The 19,007-nt window shown below is 44.6% G+C and carries 17 protein-coding genes; 5 read left to right on the forward strand and 12 right to left on the reverse strand.

All coding sequences use genetic code 11. The annotated features are described in order from the left end of the window. Window positions 1-63 precede the first annotated feature (63 nt). The 3 genes from EWM62_RS07955 to EWM62_RS07965 all read right to left on the reverse strand — a co-directional run bounded on the left by EWM62_RS07955 (window position 64) and on the right by EWM62_RS07965 (window position 4,404). Window positions 64-462 (reverse strand): hypothetical protein, encoded by a 399-nt coding sequence (locus tag EWM62_RS07955; RefSeq protein ID WP_129876138.1) that lies wholly within the window; start codon window positions 460-462, stop codon window positions 64-66. Between the two features lie 96 nt (window positions 463-558). Beyond that, the gene (locus EWM62_RS07960) at window positions 559-3,090 is read right to left on the reverse strand and encodes an ATP-dependent Clp protease ATP-binding subunit (protein WP_129876139.1); all 2,532 of its coding nucleotides are present in this window, start codon (window positions 3,088-3,090) and stop codon (window positions 559-561) included. 441 nt (window positions 3,091-3,531) lie between these two features. Next, window positions 3,532-4,404, reverse strand: a complete 873-nt coding sequence (locus tag EWM62_RS07965) for an FkbM family methyltransferase (protein ID WP_129876140.1) — start codon at window positions 4,402-4,404, stop codon at window positions 3,532-3,534. Window positions 4,405-4,526: 122 nt separating this feature from the next. On the opposite strand from EWM62_RS07965, the gene ettA reads away from it, so the two are divergent. Then, window positions 4,527-6,209: an energy-dependent translational throttle protein EttA gene (gene ettA / locus EWM62_RS07970; protein WP_129876141.1), complete on the forward strand. Its 1,683-nt coding sequence runs from the start codon at window positions 4,527-4,529 to the stop codon at window positions 6,207-6,209. Between the two features lie 199 nt (window positions 6,210-6,408). Here the strand turns inward: ettA and hemH are convergent, their stop codons facing one another. From hemH to EWM62_RS08015, 9 genes are all read right to left on the reverse strand, one after another. Continuing rightward, on the reverse strand, window positions 6,409-7,422 hold the full coding sequence (gene hemH / locus EWM62_RS07975; protein WP_129876142.1) for a ferrochelatase: 1,014 nt from the start codon (window positions 7,420-7,422) through the stop codon (window positions 6,409-6,411). Between the two features lie 83 nt (window positions 7,423-7,505). Beyond that, the gene (locus EWM62_RS07980) at window positions 7,506-8,201 is read right to left on the reverse strand and encodes a fatty acid desaturase (protein ID WP_203235008.1); all 696 of its coding nucleotides are present in this window, start codon (window positions 8,199-8,201) and stop codon (window positions 7,506-7,508) included. Window positions 8,202-8,267: 66 nt separating this feature from the next. Further along, window positions 8,268-9,119 (reverse strand): 4-hydroxy-3-methylbut-2-enyl diphosphate reductase, encoded by an 852-nt coding sequence (locus EWM62_RS07985; RefSeq protein ID WP_129876143.1) that lies wholly within the window; start codon window positions 9,117-9,119, stop codon window positions 8,268-8,270. A gap of 106 nt (window positions 9,120-9,225) precedes the next feature. Beyond that, a complete protein-coding gene (locus EWM62_RS07990) occupies window positions 9,226-9,882 on the reverse strand; it encodes a carotenoid biosynthesis protein (RefSeq protein ID WP_129876144.1) in 657 nt (218 codons plus the stop codon). After that, window positions 9,861-10,949: a glycosyltransferase gene (locus tag EWM62_RS07995; RefSeq protein ID WP_129876145.1), complete on the reverse strand. Its 1,089-nt coding sequence runs from the start codon at window positions 10,947-10,949 to the stop codon at window positions 9,861-9,863. The genes EWM62_RS07990 and EWM62_RS07995 overlap by 22 nt, the downstream gene beginning before the upstream one ends. After that, window positions 10,949-11,557, reverse strand: a complete 609-nt coding sequence (locus EWM62_RS08000; protein ID WP_129876146.1) for a lysophospholipid acyltransferase family protein — start codon at window positions 11,555-11,557, stop codon at window positions 10,949-10,951. The genes EWM62_RS07995 and EWM62_RS08000 overlap by 1 nt, the downstream gene beginning before the upstream one ends. Before the next feature lie 34 nt (window positions 11,558-11,591). Beyond that, complete coding sequence (locus EWM62_RS08005; RefSeq protein WP_129876147.1) at window positions 11,592-12,215, reverse strand: lysophospholipid acyltransferase family protein; 624 nt, start codon at window positions 12,213-12,215, stop codon at window positions 11,592-11,594. Further along, window positions 12,212-13,066, reverse strand: coding sequence for an alpha/beta hydrolase (locus tag EWM62_RS08010; protein ID WP_129876148.1), 855 nt, complete (start codon window positions 13,064-13,066; stop codon window positions 12,212-12,214). Before EWM62_RS08010 ends, EWM62_RS08005 begins: the two co-directional genes overlap by 4 nt. A gap of 209 nt (window positions 13,067-13,275) precedes the next feature. After that, on the reverse strand, window positions 13,276-14,538 hold the full coding sequence (locus EWM62_RS08015; RefSeq protein ID WP_238989307.1) for a 3-deoxy-D-manno-octulosonic acid transferase: 1,263 nt from the start codon (window positions 14,536-14,538) through the stop codon (window positions 13,276-13,278). A 31-nt stretch (window positions 14,539-14,569) separates the two neighbouring features. Between EWM62_RS08015 and EWM62_RS08020 the strand changes: the two genes are divergently transcribed. From EWM62_RS08020 to rfbB, 4 genes are read left to right on the forward strand one after another with little or no spacing between them, the layout of a single operon-like run. Then, window positions 14,570-15,880: a UDP-glucose dehydrogenase family protein gene (locus tag EWM62_RS08020; protein WP_129876149.1), complete on the forward strand. Its 1,311-nt coding sequence runs from the start codon at window positions 14,570-14,572 to the stop codon at window positions 15,878-15,880. After that, entirely contained in the window at window positions 15,880-16,866 is a 987-nt protein-coding gene (locus EWM62_RS08025; protein ID WP_129876150.1) for a UDP-glucuronic acid decarboxylase family protein, read from the forward strand. Before EWM62_RS08020 ends, EWM62_RS08025 begins: the two co-directional genes overlap by 1 nt. A gap of 53 nt (window positions 16,867-16,919) precedes the next feature. Then, window positions 16,920-17,939 (forward strand): UDP-glucose 4-epimerase GalE, encoded by a 1,020-nt coding sequence (gene galE, locus EWM62_RS08030; protein ID WP_129876151.1) that lies wholly within the window; start codon window positions 16,920-16,922, stop codon window positions 17,937-17,939. Window positions 17,940-17,954: 15 nt separating this feature from the next. After that, window positions 17,955-19,007 (forward strand): dTDP-glucose 4,6-dehydratase, encoded by a 1,053-nt coding sequence (rfbB, locus tag EWM62_RS08035; RefSeq protein ID WP_129876152.1) that lies wholly within the window; start codon window positions 17,955-17,957, stop codon window positions 19,005-19,007.

Here is a 19,007-nt window from a genome sequence, read left to right on the forward strand (position 1 = left end):
TCGCACTCTGATAATAACCTGCTCATTTACATTTCGATATGTATATAAGTGGCCAAGCTATTACTATTTTTTATAATAATATCTCGTGAAGTTCGCTTTGTCTATCCAGGTTATCGTAAATTCTTTTTTCGTTATCTTATTAATTATACCAGTATCGATTTTGCCAGACCGGCTCCAAAGGATCATGTTTTCTTTAAGCTGATACCCCATGAACTCATTTTTATTACTCCGCCTTAGTAAGCTGTCTTTTACTTCAATAATCATTGGTATAAACAAATTCATAGTGTTTTCAGTACCGTCAAATCTAAATTCATCTTTAAATGCTTTCCATAAGCCTTGAATTTGCTTTTGTTCAATAACAGCCTGTTGTTCGCAAGCAGATGAATTTACTTTAGTAGTTAACAATACACACGTAAAAAGTACAATACCAAAAACAGGTATTTTAAGTTTAGATATTATCATACACAAATATATAATAAGTTCCATTGATAAATATTCCACAAAAAAAGCCCGCTTGCAATACAAGCGGGCATTAAATTTATCCTCTATTCCAAAGAATTATTTTTGTTCCTCTTCTTCGGGTTTGGCTTCGTTCTTTTTGTCGATAACCTTTATTTCGTTGGCTTCTTTGTCGTAGTCAACCATCAGGGTATCGCCTTCGGTCAGTTCGCCTTTAAGTATCTCTTCGGCAATTGGGTCTTCCAGGTATTTCTGGATGGCGCGTTTAAGCGGCCTTGCACCAAATTGCGAATCGTAACCTTTTTCTGCGATGAACTCTTTGGCAGCTTCGGTAAGCTCGATCTTGTAACCCAGGCTGTTTACACGGCCAAACAGGAAGCCCAACTCGATGTCGATGATCTTGAAGATCTCGTCCTTACCTAATGAGTTAAACACGATCACATCATCAATACGGTTCAAAAACTCGGGAGCGAAAGCGCGCTTTAAAGCGTTCTCTATCACACCACGCGAGTGGGCATCGGCCTGTGTTGTTTTTGCAGCAGTGGTAAAGCCTACACCCTGGCCAAAATCCTTCAGCTGGCGTGCGCCGATGTTGGATGTCATGATGATGATGGTGTTCCTGAAATCAACCTTACGGCCCAACGAGTCGGTCAGCTGGCCTTCGTCAAGCACCTGTAGCAATATGTTAAATACATCAGGGTGAGCTTTTTCAATCTCATCCAGCAATACAACAGCGTATGGTTTGCGGCGTACCTTTTCGGTAAGCTGCCCGCCTTCTTCGTAGCCTACATAGCCCGGGGGGGCGCCCACCAAACGCGATACCGCGAATTTCTCCATGTACTCGCTCATATCAATTTGTATCAGCGCGTCTTCAGTATCAAACATAAAGCGTGCAAGCTCTTTGGCCAGCTCGGTTTTACCCACGCCGGTAGGGCCCAGGAATATGAACGAGCCGATAGGCTTTTTAGGGTCTTTCAATCCCGCACGGGTACGTTGTATGGCACGGGTAAGCTTTTTAATAGCATCTTCCTGGCCAATAATTTTGCTTGCAATGGTATCAGACATGGCCAAAAGTTTGGCGCTATCCGCCTGGCCCACACGCTGTACCGGGATGCCGGTCATCATGCTTACCACTTCGGCAACATTATCTTCGGTTACGGTGTAGCGTTTCGATTTTGTTTCGGCTTCCCAAAGCGATTTGGCCTGTTCAAGTTCCTCAAGTAAATGCTTTTCGGTATCGCGCAGTTTGGCCGCTTCTTCGTATTTCTGGCTGCGCACAACTTTGTTCTTCTCTATTTTGATCAGCTCGATCTTTTGCTCGATATCCAAAATTTCCTGCGGAACGTGGATATTGGTCAAATGCACCCGCGAGCCAGATTCGTCCAGGGCATCAATAGCCTTGTCCGGTAAAAAGCGGTCGGTAATGTAACGGGTGGTTAAGCTAACGCAAGCGTTGATAGCCTCGTCGGTATAAGTTACACCGTGGTGCTCTTCGTATTTTTCTTTAATGCGGTTCAGGATCTCAACAGTTTCATCAGGGGTGGCCGGTTCAACCATTACCTTTTGGAAACGGCGGTCTAAAGCGCCATCTTTTTCGATGTACTGGCGGTACTCGTCAAGGGTAGTTGCGCCAATGCATTGGATCTCGCCGCGCGCCAGGGCCGGTTTAAACATATTCGAGGCATCAAGCGAACCCGATGCGCCACCTGCGCCAACAATAGTATGGATCTCGTCAATAAATAAAATTACATCTGGCGATTTTTCAAGCTCGTTCATCACGGCTTTCATACGCTCTTCAAACTGCCCGCGGTATTTGGTACCTGCCACAAGCGAGGCAAGGTCAAGGGTAACCACCCGTTTGTTAAACAACACGCGCGATACCTTACGCTGCACAATACGCAGGGCCAAGCCCTCGGCAATGGCGCTTTTACCAACACCCGGCTCGCCTATCAGGATAGGGTTGTTCTTTTTACGGCGCGATAAGATCTGCGATACGCGTTCAATTTCTTTTTCGCGGCCAACTATGGGGTCAAGCTTGCCTTCTTCGGCGGCTTTAGTAAGGTCGCGGCCAAAATTGTCAAGTACCGGAGTTTTTGATTTAATGTCAGAAACTTTTTTAGGCTGGGTGAACGAATCGTCTTCTTTAAAGTCGTCGTCGCCCCCGGTTGATGAGCCCGGCATTTCGTCGGTAACATCATTTTTATTGGCTTCCACTTCGCTTTTAAATACCTCGTAGTTTACGTTAAACTGCATCAGTATCTGCGAAGCGATGTTATCTTCGTCGCGCAGGATAGAAAGCAGCAGGTGCTCGGTGCCTATCACATCGCTTTTAAAAATTTTTGCTTCAAGGTAAGTTATCTTCAAAACCTTTTCGGCCTGCTTGGTTAACGGGATACTGCCTATATGTACATTAGTGCCAATTGTTCCTTTTACAGCATCTTCAACGGCGCGGCGTAGTTTAGCGGTATCAACGGTTAGCCCTTTTAATAATTTAATTGCCACGCCATCGCCATCGCGAATAAGGCCAAGCAAAAGGTGCTCAGTACCAATATAATCATGCCCAAGGCGTAGCGCCTCTTCCCTGCTGTACTGTATCACATCCTTAACCCGTGGCGAAAATTTAGCTTCCATATATACCTTTCTGATTATGATCGTCCTAATCTATAAATTTGTTTTTATCTGTCAAGACGATTGTTGTAACATTTATCAACAATATTGCCAACTTTTTAGCTTTATCAGAAACAGACAATTTAATGATACAGCGCCTGTTTTATTAAAATTTAAATAGGTGGGATTTTGTTTTTAAAACCTACAAAACGCCTGATTATTAGTATTAACGGTTAAAACTTTATTATTTGATATATTAAGTATCAAATAGTTTAAACCAATAGCTAAGTATTAAACAAAGCAGGGCAATTAGTCATTGTTTATGACAATACGGCATGCCGGTAAAATAGCCCTGCTGTATATAAATACGTTATTAGCAAACCAAACGATTTACATTGAAAGATACAAATTACAGGATGAATTTGTGGTGAAAATTGCAAACACCCTGTTAATAACACGGCTTTGCTATATTGGCCTGCCCTGTACATACACCTTTTTGGCGTTTTTTAAACGGCTATTTACAAAATCAGAATCCCTTATATATAAAGTATTGTGCGTGTTATTGCGCCCGGCATCCACCAGTTCTCTTTTAAAGGGATGATAGGCCATTACACTAAACCCATGTTGCAGTAACAGCATGTGTATATCATCGTCATTAAAGCCATATGCTTTGCCTGCACCGTTCAGTTCTATAATTATCGCTTTTAACCCGGGGGCTGCAAGCGTGTTTATCGCGCCATTCAAAACCTCCGTTTCAAATCCTTCTACATCCATTTTTAGCAACAGCGGTATTTTTCCTTCCAGTATATTATCAAGCGTATCAACATTTACTTTAACAACATCAGTATCGATATCGGTTGCTACATGGTTGCCGGTATCATGCGTCCGGGTGAATTTTAAAATGTCTTTTTTACTGCCAAGGCCGATGTTAAGCGCTGTAACCATATTGCCAATGTTATTTAGTTTGACGTTTTGCGTAAGGTGTTCAAACGTTTGTGGAATTGGTTCTACAGCAATTACGCTGGCACCAGCCTCGGCACCTGCCAGCATGGTATAACTGCCAATGTTGGCGCCTATATCTATAAACAGGTCATCGGGGCGTAATAAGTGCAGTAAAAAAGCCATATCCTCAAACTCGTGCAGGCCGCAATAGATATTACCTGTAGCGCCGGTTAACCCTTTCCATACCCAAAGCTTGCTGTGCTGCGTAAACTGATGCACAACGGGCTGTTTATTTAAGCGCGACAATAGCTGCCATTTAAAGAGCCTTATTAAAGCAGGAATAACCCGCCCCTTATTAAAAGGATGGTTTAAAACAAATTGTATTGTGCGTTGCATGGTGCAAAGTAAAAATTAATGCCCTGTTTACCCAATAATAATTGCCGGTTAAAATATTTATATAGCGTAGCATTATTTAGGTTTTTAGATGATATTTGTCTCCTCTAAAATTATAACCAACAATGGCAGACGAAAAGATCATATTTTCTATGGCAGGGGTAAGCAAAGTTTACCCTCCTCAAAAAACAGTACTTAAAAATATTTACCTGTCGTTTTTTTATGGCGCAAAAATTGGCGTTATCGGTTTAAACGGTTCAGGTAAATCGTCGTTGCTGAAGATCATTGCCGGTATTGATAAAACCAATATAGGCGAGGTGGTATTTTCGCCGGGCTATACCGTTGGCTACCTGAGCCAGGAGCCGGAGCTCGACCCCGATAAAACCGTTAAGGAAATTGTGGAGGAAGGTGTTGCCGCAACTACCGCGCTTTTAAAAGAATACGAAGAAATCAACGAAAAATTCGGCCTGGAAGAATATTACAGCGACGCCGATAAAATGGACAAGCTGATGGCCCGCCAGGGCGAATTGCAGGATCAGATTGATGCTGTGAACGCCTGGGAACTTGATGTAAAACTGGAACGCGCTATGGATGCCCTGCGCTGCCCCGAGCCGGATACCAAAATTTCGGTACTATCGGGTGGTGAGCGCCGCCGTGTGGCCCTGTGCCGCCTGCTTTTACAGGAACCTGATGTTCTATTACTGGATGAGCCTACCAACCACCTGGATGCCGAATCGATAGACTGGCTGGAACAGCACCTTAAACAATATAAAGGGACCGTTATTGCTGTAACGCACGACAGGTACTTCCTGGATAACGTTGCCGGATGGATCCTGGAGCTTGACCGGGGCGAAGGTTTACCCTGGAAAGGAAATTATTCATCATGGCTGGATCAAAAATCGAAACGTTTGGCGCAGGAAGAGAAAAGCGAAAGCAAACGCCAGAAAACGCTGGAACGCGAGCTGGAATGGGTACGCATGGGTGCCAAAGGCCGCCATGCCAAATCAAAAGCGCGTTTATCAAATTACGACAAATTAGCATCCGAAGAAACAAAGGAAAGGGAAGAAAAGCTGGAGTTGTTTATCCCGCCCGGCCCGCGTTTGGGTAATATCGTTATCGAAGCAAATGGGGTTACCAAAGCTTATGGCGATAAGGTATTGTTCGAGAACCTTAACTTCTCGTTGCCGCCTGCCGGCATTGTGGGTATTATAGGACCCAACGGCGCAGGTAAAACCACGCTGTTCCGTTTAATTACCGGTCAGGACCAACCGGATGCCGGTACCTTCAGGGTTGGCGATACGGTTGCTTTAGGTTATGTAGACCAGATGCATGACGACCTTGACCCCAACAAATCTGTTTGGGAAAACGTTACCGATGGCCTTGATAATATTATGGTAGGTAACCGCCCGCTTAACTCGCGCGCTTACGTATCCAAGTTCAACTTTAACGGTGCCGATCAGCAGAAGAAGGTTGGTGTACTATCAGGTGGGGAGCGTAACCGTGTGCACCTGGCTATTACACTTAAAAAAGGTTCGAACGTTTTGCTGTTGGATGAGCCTACGAATGATATCGACGTAAATACTTTGCGCTCATTGGAAGAAGCTTTGGAAAACTTTGGCGGTTGCGCGGTAATTATCAGCCACGACCGCTGGTTCCTGGATAGGGTTTGTACCCACATCCTGGCGTTTGAGGGCAACTCGCAGGTGTACTTCTTCGAGGGTAACTACAGCGATTACGAAGAGAACCACAAAAAGCGCGTTGGCGATGTAACCCCAAAACGCATCAGGTATAAAAAACTGACGGTGTAAGTTAGAGTCAAGACGAAAGAATCAAGATACAAGAAAGCCCGGTTGTGCAAGCAACCGGGCTTTTCTATTAAACTATGTCATTGCTGTAAGCGATAGAGAGTGGAAGGAGATGCAAGATTGTGAGATGCAGGAAGCAAGATAAAACGAAAGTTAATTACGGTGGAGGAAGCAATGCCCTGGTTCTTACTTCTGAAATCTCTTAACTCACCATCCCCGCCAGCGCCTCTATCCATTTCGGCTCGGCATTTAAGCTTTCCACCAATTGTACATGCTCGCCGCCGAGGGCTTTAAATTCGTCGCCATATTCGTGCGTAACTTCAAAAACGGTTTCCAGGCAGTCGGATACAAAGGCCGGGCAAAATACCAGCAGGCGTTTCTTGCCATCTTTAGCCAATTGGGCAATTACCTCGCTGGTGTAGGGCTGCACCCATGGGTCGCTGCCCAGGCGCGATTGAAAACAAACGGTATATTTCTCCCCCGGCAGGTTCATTTTAGCGGCTATCAGCCTTGCCGTATCATGCGATTGTGCCGAATAGCACAATTTATTGGTATCATTTAACGCATCGCAGCAGCCATCAGCCTGTAGGCAATAGCTGTGGGTATGGTCGCACTTTTTTAACTGGCGTTGCGGCAGGCCGTGAAAGCTGAACAGTATGTGGTCATAGCTATCGGGGTTATGTCTTTGCGCGTTATCGGCAAAGGTTTCGATCATCAGCTCGTTATCGTGGAACGAATTAAGGAACGATATAGTAGGGATAGTTTGCCAGTCCTTTACTAGGTACATTACTTTTTCCTGCACCGATCCCGTACTTGCCGATGCGTACTGCGGGAACAAGGGAATCACCTGGATGTCGCTTATCAAAGCATCTTTTAAGCGCTGTAAGGCCGCTTCGATAGATGGGCTTTGGTAACGCATAGCCAGTTCAACCACATAGCCATCGCCAAGGCGCTGCTGTAACGCGGCTTGCTGTAATAAACTGTAATGTAATAAAGGAGAGCCGGTTTCCTTGTCCCAGATGGCCTGGTAAAGTTTGGCAGACTTTGGCGCCCTGAACGGGACGATGATCCCTTTTACCAGTACGGTACGCAAGGCGGGGTTAACGTCTATAACGCGCCCATCCATCAAAAACTCGTTTAGGTATTTGCGTACATCCGCTGTCGACGGACTATCCGGTGTGCCTAAATTTACCAGTAAAACTCCCTTTTTTGCCATAATTTATAAGAGGTGCAAAAATAAAATAATTTAGGCCCCTAACCCCCTAAAGGGGGAACAATTTACAAATAAATGATTAGGTGCTATTTAGCGCCCCCTTTAGGGGGCTGGGGGGCTTGCCATAACTTCCACCAGGGCAGCCAGGGGGCGTCGTGATGTTCGTAGTGGTAGCCGAAAAAATAGCAGCTAAAAAATGCCAAAAAATGGTTGCGCGGCAAACTGCGCGATTGATGCTTGTTGTCGTGTTCGCCTTTATGGGGAAGGTAGGTGCCGAAATAGAATAATTGCAGCGTACTTAGTAACGATGGCGCTACCCAAAACAATAAAAGGTTGGGTTGCGGAATCCAGATCTTGAGTACGTTAAAAACAATAGCCATAATCACAATTTGCCAGATAGACAGATAATTACGGATAAACTGCACGTACCACCTAAAAAATGTGCCATTGTGGTAATCCGGATCGGCATCTGTATGTACGTGGTTGTGGTGCTGGTGATGTTTGGTGTATAGTTTTGGATACCAGAACGAGGCGTACAAAAAAGTGCAGATAAACCCGAGACTATTATTTAGAAATTTATTGGGGGCGATGGTGCCGTGCATGGCATCGTGAGCGGTAATGAACAGACCGGTGTACAGGTGCATTTGTACCAGCATCAGCAGGTAAAGCAGTGGATTTTTAAAATCTACCTGCCATTGCATTAACAACACGGTTGAGGTTACCCAGCTACCCAGTACCAGCAGGGCAATAAATAAACCGGTATATGGTGGTGTTTTTTGCAAGGCGGTAGCTTCTTCTAAATCTCCTCTAAAACGGGGCGACTTTATACATGAGCAAATAGCGTGCTGTTAATAGCTTTCCAGTTCGGCTTTTACCTGCTGCATCAGCCACATGGGGGTTGATGTTGCCCCGGCAATGCCAACTTTATCTCCGGGCACAAACATGGTTTTATCCAACTCGCTTATCGATGATACAAAGTAAGTATCCGGGTTATGTTTGCGGCAAACCTCGTAAAGTACCTTGCCGTTTGATGATTTTTTGCCCGATACAAACACCACCTTGTTAAATTTTGTCACAAAAGCAGGCAGGTCCTTATCGCGGTTACTTACCTGGCGGCAAATGGTGTCGTTAGCCTTTACCTCGTACCCGCGCGACAGCAGCTGCTCCTTAACGTTGTAAAACTTATCCATACTTTTAGTAGTTTGGCTATACAGCGTAAAGCTACCGGGCAGTTCGGCGTCGTCAAGCTCGGTAATATCCTGGAAAACCAGGGCATCGCCATTGGTTTGCCCCTGCAGGCCAACAACCTCGGCATGGCCATGCTTGCCAAATATCAATATCCGCTCGTTGTTATCGTACGATGTTTTTATACGGTTTTGCAATTTTAACACCACCGGGCACGATGCATCTATCAGCGTAATATTGTTCTCTAAAGCAATTTTGTAAGTTTCGGGGGCTTCGCCGTGCGCACGTATCAGCACTTTTTCGTTATGCAGGCCGGCCAGTTCGGTATGGTCAATAATACGGAGGCCCATCGCTTTCAGGCGCTCAACTTCTTCATCGTTATGCACAATATCGCCCAGGCAATACAAGTATCCGTCTTCGGCCAGTATTTCTTCGGCCATATCAATGGCGTAAACCACCCCAAAGCAAAAGCCCGAGTCCTGGTCTATAGTAACCTGTAGCTGATAATCACCCATTGTATTGCAAAAATAACTATTTATTAGGTTAAAGGAGAAAGGTTAAGGGCGAAAGGTTATAATTTGAATTTAGTTAGACGAATGGGTTTATGCGGGTTCACGCAGACTATATTAATGCCATCAAATTCAGCGCTCCAAAAAACACAAACTCTGTAATCAGCAATACCACGGCTGCCTTGCCCTGTTTTTTAAATTTAAACCACTCAAAAATACCCAGCATCAAAACACTCAGTAAAAACCAGCAGATGTAATTTTTGAGCGGGATAATGCCATCCAACCATTGCCAGTAATCAAATTTTACCGCAACAGGTTCAATAAGCAAGTCGAGCGTTACCAATATGGCGGCACCTGTTATTACCCTAAAGAACGGGCTTTTTAACCGGCTGCGCTGCATGGTTACACCAACCGCGTACACCAGCAAGAACCAGTTTACGCCTATCATCAAGGGGATATCAAACAGCTTTAATCCAAGGGTTTTGCCATAGGCATAATTGCCAAACAGCACACCGGTATGTACACCTACCCACTCCGCAATAAAGCCCAATAAAAAAACACTTAGTATAAATTTGCCAAAACGGTTATCCTGTTTTTCGTGCCCAAGTGTTATCACCACAAGCATCAGCAGTAAATGAAAGGGGACTATCTGCAGGAACAAAGGCCTTGTTGCCGGTATGGACAGGCCTACCAGGCCCACCACATGGAATAATACAATAATTATTATGGCAGCCCGCGGGGTGATGTTTAAATTTTGCGGCCTTTCCATTCGGTGGTTTTTGTAAGGTGCTTTTGAATTGATGTAAGGCCGATGATAAGCAGGCTAAACATTTGTATGGGGTGTAATATTAAATTAAGCAAAACATTTTGCCCGGCCGATAACGAGATCATAACCCGGGTAAGCGCAATAAGCCCTGCCATCATCAGGATAAAGTTAAGGTTTAAGGTCATAACAATTAGCGCCGGGCCGCCAATCAGCAGCAATAAATAAATTAAAAAGCCGATGATGTTGTAATTGAACGCTGCCAGGAAATTCTTCCCGAAACCTTTTACCGCTTCATTGTAGCTGCTGTACATACGGCAGCTTATCATCCCGTTAGCCAGCAAGGCCTCGCCGTTTAGTTTAGATACCTTTACCAGTTTCATGATCTCTACATCTTCTACCACCTTGTTTTTAGCCAGTTGATGCCATTGATAGTTTTGGTAGCTTTCGGCGTTGAACAACATAAACTGACCGCTGGCTGCGGCAACTGCGGCGCTTTTAATCAGGTACACCAGCCTCAGGGGCAGCAGGTTCAGCAAAATGTAGTGCATCAGCGGCACCACCATTTTTTCGCCTGGGGTGAGCATGGTTTGGTTGGTGAAAAGGCTCAGCAGGCTTAAATCGCGTAAGTTCATACGGTGCACAGCGCTGTTTATCAATCCTTTTTCCACTTTCTCATCAGCATCTAAAAACAGGTAATAATCACCGGTGGCGTATTGGGCCAGTTGATGGCAGGCGTAGTTTTTACCAAGCCAGCCATCGGCAAGGGGCTTGCCTTTTATAACTTTAAAATGATTGTGATTACTGGTGAAAGCTTCACAAAGCGTATAAGTATCGTCGGTAGAGTTATCATCCAGTATAATAACCTCGTAATTCCGGTAATCCTGCGCGTGGATGGACTGCAGCAGGGAGAGGATGTTATCCGCCTCGTTTCGCGCGGGTATTAATATCGATACCTTATTTTCATAATGCTTACCAATACGCGGCAGTTTAGGGTTCGATAAAAAATTGAACAGTGTAACCGTAAAGCGCAGTATCAGGAATATAAAGGTTACTAATAGGGCGATGATCACTATACTACTGTTTTTATTTGCTGCTGTTTGGCGCTGTTATAATGCTGCTGATAGGCACTTTGCACATCTGTTACATCATGCTCAGATTTTAAATAAACGTTAACCGTAGGCTTTTTATATTGCAGGTTCTCGATAAAAGTTGCGGCCATTACGGTTTGAAATTTCCCCGCGGCTATTTGCATAATTTTTGATAACCCCTTTTCAAAATTCACCTCATCAATAAAATTAGAATGCAGTTTCCCTTGCGGGAATATCAGCACCATATTTTCCGGATCATTTAATAATTGGGCGGCGTAATTTAACGATGCCAGCATGTCCCTCGAATTTTTAGTTACCGAGAAAGCTCCTAAATATTTAAAAAAACTCACCTTTTGTACGGTTTCCTGTATCACCATTACATGAAACCGCTTTTTAAAAACTTTATGGTTGATATAATACATCAGGAAACCATCCCACCAGCTTAAATGATTTGCCAGTAATAATACCGACCTGCCCTTATCCACTTCCACCTCATTAAACTTCACCTCATGGAAATTCGTTTTCACTATCCGCAGGATATAACTATGAAAGAACCATGATACGAGTTTATTTTTCTGCGGATAGATCATTTTGATTTCGGATTGCGGATTTTCGATTTCGGATTTAATGCTCCACGTCTGTTTGCGCTTTTAACGCTTGTTGGTGAAAGGTATTTATTTTGGCAATAAGTTCATCAAACGGCACCTCGCCGGCTACTCCGCAATCAAACAAATGGAAGAATACCGATGGTTTCAGGCTTTCAAAATAATCTATCAGCGCGCAGTTGTAAACGATCTGGCAGGGACCTTTTATGTTCTTGATAAGGCGCTCTATGCCCTTCTCTACTTTAATTTCGGTAGTATGGTTCGATCTTAGTTCGCCTTGCGGGAAAACAACCACCAGGTTCTCTGGGTCGTTAAGCAAGCCGGCAGCGTACTGCAGCGATTTTACCATCTCGCGCGATGACCTGTTGATAGAGAACCCGCCGAAAAGGTTTAGCAGCATGCGTTTTTTCAGATGGTCTTCCTGCATCATAATGTACAGGTGGCGGTTTAAGTGCCAATAGGCCAGGTAATTGCCCCAAAGGCCATCCCACCAGCTAAAGTGATTGGACAGCAGCAGTACCGAATGCCCCGGTTTGGGTGTAAATGGCATAACCACCAGCCGGTTGAAAGCCCTGCGCATGCGGTAACGCATATACATGGCAAACCAGTTGCTAAAAAGCTTTACTCTGCGGGCGGGTATCATTGCTGTAAATTTACTAAATACTCATCCAATTGTTTGGTAACCAGCCAGTGGCCCATATCTACCTCATAAACTTGCGGGTTGTTCAATTTTCCGATAAAAGGCAAAGCCGCCTTCATCGGGAACAAATTATCGTGCTTGCCAAATATCAACCGGCATTTGATATTATGTCTGTTTATCATTTCGGCTACTTTATTGGTATCGGGCTTTAACAAACGGATGAGGTTTAAGGTATAATAAACATCCTGCCGTTTTTGTTCGGTATCAATTTCATTATAGGCTATGGTGTATAGGCTATCGTCAATAAACTTCAGCTTTTTTAAGTTTTTGAGCAGTGTGGGTGCCAGCCATTTGCTTTTTGTTACGCGCTTAAACAGGTATTGGCCCACCTTTTTAAAAGTTAAAAAATGAAAGCCTTTGTAAACCGATAATCCGTCGGGGGCCATTAATACTACTTCATCTATCAGGTCGGCGTATTCTTCTATCAGCAGCAAGGCTATGTTTGCGCCGATGGAATAACCCATTACCGAAAAGCGCTGCCTGCCATAGATATTAAACCATTCTTCCAGGTAAGCCTTGACCATTGGTTTTGGCATACCCGCTACTATCTGCTCTTCGGTCCAGTCGCCCAGTTTACTGTCGCCATGAAAAAAATGATCGAAACCGTAAACATGGTACTCCTGCAATATGGAGTTTTCCAGCACATGGAACTGGCGGCCCGTCATCCCGTAACCGTGGAAGGCCAGCATGGGTTTAGTCCCCGTGCCATATTCGTGATAGTGTGCCTTTCCCAGGCCGGGAATATCCAAAAAGCCCATAGTGGCAATATTAAGAATTACTCCTTTAATATACATGTCATTTCGAACGATAGAGAGAAATCTTCTAAAAGCGACTGGCGGATTTGCAGGTTGTAGAAGATTTCTCCTCGTACCTCGTTCGAAATGACATTTGGGAGAGCATTGTTAGATATATTGAACGCTTCAGTATTTAACCACAGAGGACACGAAGTTTTTCTTTGTGAACTCTGTGGTTTTCTCTTTGTGGTCTCTGGTGGTTAAAACCACTAATGTCTCTCCTTTATATATTTCCTAATAGCCTCTGTCGCGCCAATATTTTGCTCAACATAGTTCTTCGCAATAACAGCCGAGGCGTGGCGGGTATCTTCATCATTCATTAATAAACCGGCTACCGCATTTAATTTATCCTGGCTGTCAATACTAAATCCTCCCTTTAATTCTACCAAATCGCGGGCCTCTTTAAACTTATCGTACTTAGGGCCAAATATTACCGGCATGCCAAAAGCCGCTGCCTCCAGTGTATTATGGATCCCTGCACCAAACCCACCGCCTATATAAGCGATATCGGCATATTGATATAGTGACGAGAGCATGCCGATGTTATCTATTATAAGATGTGAGACGTGATCCCGATAGCTATCGGGATTAAGATGTGAGATTTGGGAAAACCTTAAGGTGGTTTCCTTTGGTAAGATGTTTACCAATCTGCTTACCTTATCCTCGCCTATCTCGTGCGGGGCGATGATGAATTTCCAGTCGGGGTGCTGTGTTATCAATCCGGCAATCAGCTTTTCATCGGCGGGCCAGGTGCTGCCGGCTATAAAAAGTTTTTGTCCGTTTTTAAACGCGGCTATTTCCGGCAATTCTTTTGGCTGCTGCGCATTGGCCCATACCCTGTCAAAACGGGTATCGCCACTAATGGTTACGTTGGTTATGCCCACATTGTGCAGCAAATGTTTTGATGGAATATCCTGCACAAAAAACCAGGTAACCAGTTTCAGCATTTTGCGGTGCAGCCCGCCGTACCATTTAAAAAACACCTGCCCGGGCCTGAAAATGCCCGATATAATGTACAATGGCACGTGCTGTTTATGCAATTGGTTAAAAAAATGGTACCAGTATTCATACTTGGTAAAAATGGCCATAACCGGGTTTATGGCGCTGATAAATTTTTGAGCATTAGCAGCCCTATCAAGGGGCAAATAATACACAGCATTAGCAAGGGGTGTATTTTTGCGTGCCTCGTATCCCGAAGGAGAAAAAAAAGTTATTACAATCGCGTGTTGAGGGTATTCATGTTTTACGGCTTCTAAAACCGGCCTGCCTTGTTCAAATTCGCCTAACGAAGCAAAATGAAACCAGATGCTGGATTTTAACGGTTGCACCTGCTGCAGTCTCCGGCCTTTTATCCATAGTTTGGCTTTGTTTTTATATAGTGATGCTACATATACTAAAACATAGTATAATGTGATGCCGATGTTATATAGTACAAGCATTTTTGGATTTGTATTATTATCTTCGTCGGGCATAAAAGTAACACATTAACGCAAAAATAAAATTATGAAAATAGCTGTTGTTGGAACGGGTTATGTTGGACTGGTAACCGGCACTTGTTTAGCCGAAACCGGTAACCAGGTTACCTGTGTTGATATTAACGAACAAAAAGTAAAAATGATGCAGGAGGGCAAGCTCCCTATTTACGAGCCCGGCCTGGAGTTGCTTTTCCATCGTAATATAAACCAGAAAAGGTTATTATTTACCAATGACCTTGCCGCCGCCATTGCAGACGCTGAGATCATTTTCCTTGCCCTGCCAACGCCCCCGGGTGGTGATGGCTCTGCCGACCTGAGCTATGTTTTAGGCGCGGCAAAAGATATTGCCAAATTAGTTACCGACTATAAAGTTATCGTAACAAAATCTACCGTGCCGGTTGGCACTGCCGATAAAGTTACCGCGGTTATAAAAGCCAACACTAATGTAGAGTGCGCGGTGGTATCAAACCCCGAGTTTTTACGCGAAGGTGTGGCGGTTGAAGATTTTATGAAGCCCGACCGCGTAGTTGTTGGTACTACCGATGAACGCGCCCGCAAATTAATGGGCGAGCTTTATGCCCCATACGTACGCCAGGGTAACCCCGTGATATTTATGGACGAGCGCTCATCTGAATTGACCAAGTATGCCGCCAACTCTTTCCTGGCCACAAAAATATCGTTCATGAACGAGGTTGCCAACCTTTGCGAACTGGTTGGTGCCGATGTTGATATGGTGCGCCGCGGTATTGGTGCCGATAATCGTATTGGTAACCGCTTCCTGTTCTCGGGGATTGGTTATGGCGGCAGCTGTTTCCCTAAGGATGTGCAGGCTTTGGCAAAATCGGCCGAAGAGAACAGGTACGACTTTAAGATCCTTAACTCTGTAATGGAAGTTAACGAGATCCAAAAGAAAGTATTAGTGCAAAAACTGAAGAAATATTATAACGATGACCTTAAAGGCAAAAAATTTGCCATGTGGGGCCTGGCTTTTAAACCGGAAACCGACGATATCCGCGAAGCGCCTGCTTTATACATTATTGATGAATTATTAGCCGCCGGTGCAGAGATAACCGTTTTTGACCCTGAGGGTATGAAAAATGTTAAAGCTTTGCTTGGCGATAAAATAAAATACGGTACCGACCCTTACGAAACCGCTGCTGGCGCTGATGCGCTATTGATCGTAACGGAATGGTCGCTGTTCAGGACGCCGGATTTTGAGCGCCTGTCTGAACTTTTAAAAAGTAAGGTTATATTTGATGGCAGGAACCTTTACGATCTGCAAAAAATGATAGATCTGGGGTACTATTATAACAGCATAGGCAGAAAAGTAATTAACTAATGGCAGAACGCAAACGTATCCTTATTACCGGCGCGGCCGGGTTTTTAGGCTCGCATTTATCCGACAGGTTTATAAAAGAAGGTTACCATGTTATTGGCATGGATAACCTGATAACCGGCGACCTGCGCAACATCGAACATTTGTTTAAGCTCGAAAATTTTGAGTTTTACAACCACGATGTTTCCAAATTTGTTTACGTGCCGGGCAACCTGGATTACATATTGCATTTTGCATCACCTGCAAGCCCAATCGATTATCTTAAGATCCCAATCCAAACCCTAAAGGTTGGCTCGCTGGGTACGCATAACCTGCTGGGTTTGGCGCGCTCCAAAAAAGCCAGGATGCTTATAGCTTCCACATCAGAAATTTATGGCGACCCTACCGTTAACCCGCAGCCCGAGGAATACTGGGGCAATGTGAATACGGTTGGCCCGCGTGGTGTATATGACGAGGCTAAACGCTTCCAGGAATCTATCACCATGGCTTATCATACATTTCATGGCTTAGAAACCCGCATTGTGCGCATCTTTAATACCTACGGCCCGCGCATGCGCCTTAACGACGGGCGCGTTTTACCGGCGTTTATTGGCCAGGCATTACGCGGCGAACCATTGACCATGTTTGGCGATGGCTCACAAACCCGCTCTTTTTGTTATGTAGACGACCTGATAGAAGGTATTTACCGCCTGCTGCACAGCGATTACGCGCAGCCGATGAATATTGGTAACCCTGATGAGATAACCATCCGAGAATTTGGCGAGGAGATCATAAAATTAACAGGTACCGACCAGGAAATGATAAGCCTGCCCCTGCCAACAGATGACCCTAAACAACGCCGCCCTGATATTACCAAAGCAAGGAATATTTTAGGCTGGGAGCCAAAAGTATCGCGCAGCGAAGGGTTAAAGATCACTTACGAGTATTTTAAATCGCTGCCCGAAAAAGAGATCCTGCATAAGGATTTTACTTACTATAACAAACAATAACGATACCCACGTTTAATATTAACGCGCGTAACAGCATACTTTAAAAACATCTTATGAAAATTTTAGTGACCGGGGGCCTGGGCTTTATAGGCTCGCACACCGTTGTAGAACTGGTAAACGCCGGGTACGAACCGGTAATAATTGATGACCTTTCAAATTCAAACATCAAAATATTAGACCAGATCGCTAAAATTATAGGCTATAAACCTGTATTCCATCAGTTTGACCTTTGCGATGCGCAGGCCGTAAAAAACTTTGCGGGTAATAACCCCGATATTGCCGGCATCATTCATTTCGCGGCTTCAAAGGCTGTTGGCGAATCGGTGCAGCTGCCCTTAAAATACTACCGCAACAATTTTTATTCGCTTATAAATATTTTGGAAGCTTACCAGGGTACTGCGTTAAACTTTGTATTCTCGTCAAGCTGTACCGTTTACGGCCAGCCGGATGTTTTGCCGGTAACCGAAGACGCGCCTGTTAAGGCTGCCGAATCGCCGTATGGTAATACCAAGCAAATTGCCGAAGAGATGCTGAGGGACCTTGTAGCAGCAGGCACCAAATACAAAGTGGTTGCATTGCGGTATTTTAACCCGGTAGGGGCACACGAAACCGCTTTAATTGGCGAGCTGCCTATTGGGGTGCCGCAAAACCTGGTGCCTTTTATAACACAAACAGCCAGCGGCAAACGCGAAAAACTAACCGTATTTGGCGATAAATACAACACACCTGATGGCAGCTGCGTACGCGATTATATCCACGTTGTTGATCTGGCCAAAGCACACGTAGCGGCGCTTAAATTAATGGAACAGGATACTTTTGAGGGGTACGATGTATTTAACATTGGTACGGGTAATGGCTACACGGTTTTAGAAGTTATTAATGCTTTTGAACAGGCAACCGGCAAAAAATTAAATTACCAGATTGGCCCCCCACGCAGCGGCGATATTGAAAAGGTATGGGGCGAGGTATCAAAATCGACCCGGAAGTTACACTGGAAAGCCGAGCGCGATATCGATACCATGATGTCATCTGCATGGGCCTGGGAAAATTATATTACCCAAAATCCGTTATAACCCAATAACAGCATCATGAAAAAGATAATTATTACGGGCGGCGCAGGGTTTATCGGGTCGCACGTGGTACGGCGTTTCGTAAAAAATTATCCCGATTATACCATCATTAACCTGGATAAGCTTACCTATGCAGGTAACCTGGCTAACCTTAAAGACATCGAGCATTCCCCCAATTATCGTTTTGTGAAGGGGGATATTGTGGACCTTGAGTTTATAAATAATTTATTTGAGCAGGAACAGCCCGACGCGGTGATCCACCTTGCCGCCGAATCGCACGTGGACCGCTCTATTACCAACCCGCTGGAGTTTGTAATGACCAATGTGGTAGGTACAGTGAACCTGTTAAACGCCGCTAAAAATATTTGGAAAGGCCAATACGATAAAAAACGTTTCTACCACGTATCAACCGATGAGGTGTATGGCACCCTGGGCGATACGGATATGTTTACAGAACAAACCGCTTATGATCCGCATTCGCCTTATTCGGCATCAAAAGCAAGTTCAGATCATTTTGTAAGGGCCTATTACGATACCTACGGTTTGGGTACGGTTATATCAAACTGTTCAAACAATTACGGCTCATACCATTTCCCCGAAAAGCTGATCCCGCTTGCTATCAATAACATTAAACAGGGCAAGGCAGTACCCGTTTATGGCAAAGGCGAGAACGTGCGCGATTGGCTTTGGGTTGAGGACCACGCAAGGGCTATCGACGTTATTTTCCATAAAGCAGCAGCAGGTTCCACATATAACATTGGCGGCCACAACGAATGGAAAAACATAGATCTCATCAAACTGTTGTGTAGCATATTAGATAAGAAACTGGGGCGCGAGGCCGGCGAATCGGCAAAGTTGATCACTTATGTAACAGACAGGGCCGGGCACGATCTAAGATATGCTATTGATGCTGCCAAACTAAAAAATGAACTGGGCTGGGAACCATCTATAACCTTTGAAGAAGGCCTGGAAAAAACAGTTGACTGGTACCTTACTAATGAGCAATGGCTTAACGATGTTACATCGGGGCATTACCAGGATTATTATAATGAGCAATATACCAACCGCTAA

The organism is Mucilaginibacter terrigena, assembly GCF_004168255.1.
GTDB classification, from domain to species: domain Bacteria; phylum Bacteroidota; class Bacteroidia; order Sphingobacteriales; family Sphingobacteriaceae; genus Mucilaginibacter; species Mucilaginibacter terrigena.

What these genes read in the sequence shown, in the direction of transcription:
- EWM62_RS07955 (WP_129876138.1), bottom strand. Translation starts at nt 462, where the DNA reads ATGATAATATCTAAACTTAAAATACCTGTTTTTGGTATTGTACTTTTT.
- EWM62_RS07960 (WP_129876139.1), bottom strand. Translation starts at nt 3,090, where the DNA reads ATGGAAGCTAAATTTTCGCCACGGGTTAAGGATGTGATACAGTACAGC.
- EWM62_RS07965 (WP_129876140.1), bottom strand. Translation starts at nt 4,404, where the DNA reads ATGCAACGCACAATACAATTTGTTTTAAACCATCCTTTTAATAAGGGG.
- ettA (WP_129876141.1), top strand. Translation starts at nt 4,527, where the DNA reads ATGGCAGACGAAAAGATCATATTTTCTATGGCAGGGGTAAGCAAAGTT.
- hemH (WP_129876142.1), bottom strand. Translation starts at nt 7,422, where the DNA reads ATGGCAAAAAAGGGAGTTTTACTGGTAAATTTAGGCACACCGGATAGT.
- EWM62_RS07985 (WP_129876143.1), bottom strand. Translation starts at nt 9,119, where the DNA reads ATGGGTGATTATCAGCTACAGGTTACTATAGACCAGGACTCGGGCTTT.
- EWM62_RS07990 (WP_129876144.1), bottom strand. Translation starts at nt 9,882, where the DNA reads ATGGAAAGGCCGCAAAATTTAAACATCACCCCGCGGGCTGCCATAATA.
- EWM62_RS08000 (WP_129876146.1), bottom strand. Translation starts at nt 11,557, where the DNA reads ATGATCTATCCGCAGAAAAATAAACTCGTATCATGGTTCTTTCATAGT.
- EWM62_RS08005 (WP_129876147.1), bottom strand. Translation starts at nt 12,215, where the DNA reads ATGATACCCGCCCGCAGAGTAAAGCTTTTTAGCAACTGGTTTGCCATG.
- EWM62_RS08010 (WP_129876148.1), bottom strand. Translation starts at nt 13,066, where the DNA reads ATGTATATTAAAGGAGTAATTCTTAATATTGCCACTATGGGCTTTTTG.
- EWM62_RS08015 (WP_238989307.1), bottom strand. Translation starts at nt 14,538, where the DNA reads ATGCCCGACGAAGATAATAATACAAATCCAAAAATGCTTGTACTATAT.
- EWM62_RS08020 (WP_129876149.1), top strand. Translation starts at nt 14,570, where the DNA reads ATGAAAATAGCTGTTGTTGGAACGGGTTATGTTGGACTGGTAACCGGC.
- EWM62_RS08025 (WP_129876150.1), top strand. Translation starts at nt 15,880, where the DNA reads ATGGCAGAACGCAAACGTATCCTTATTACCGGCGCGGCCGGGTTTTTA.
- galE (WP_129876151.1), top strand. Translation starts at nt 16,920, where the DNA reads ATGAAAATTTTAGTGACCGGGGGCCTGGGCTTTATAGGCTCGCACACC.
- rfbB (WP_129876152.1), top strand. Translation starts at nt 17,955, where the DNA reads ATGAAAAAGATAATTATTACGGGCGGCGCAGGGTTTATCGGGTCGCAC.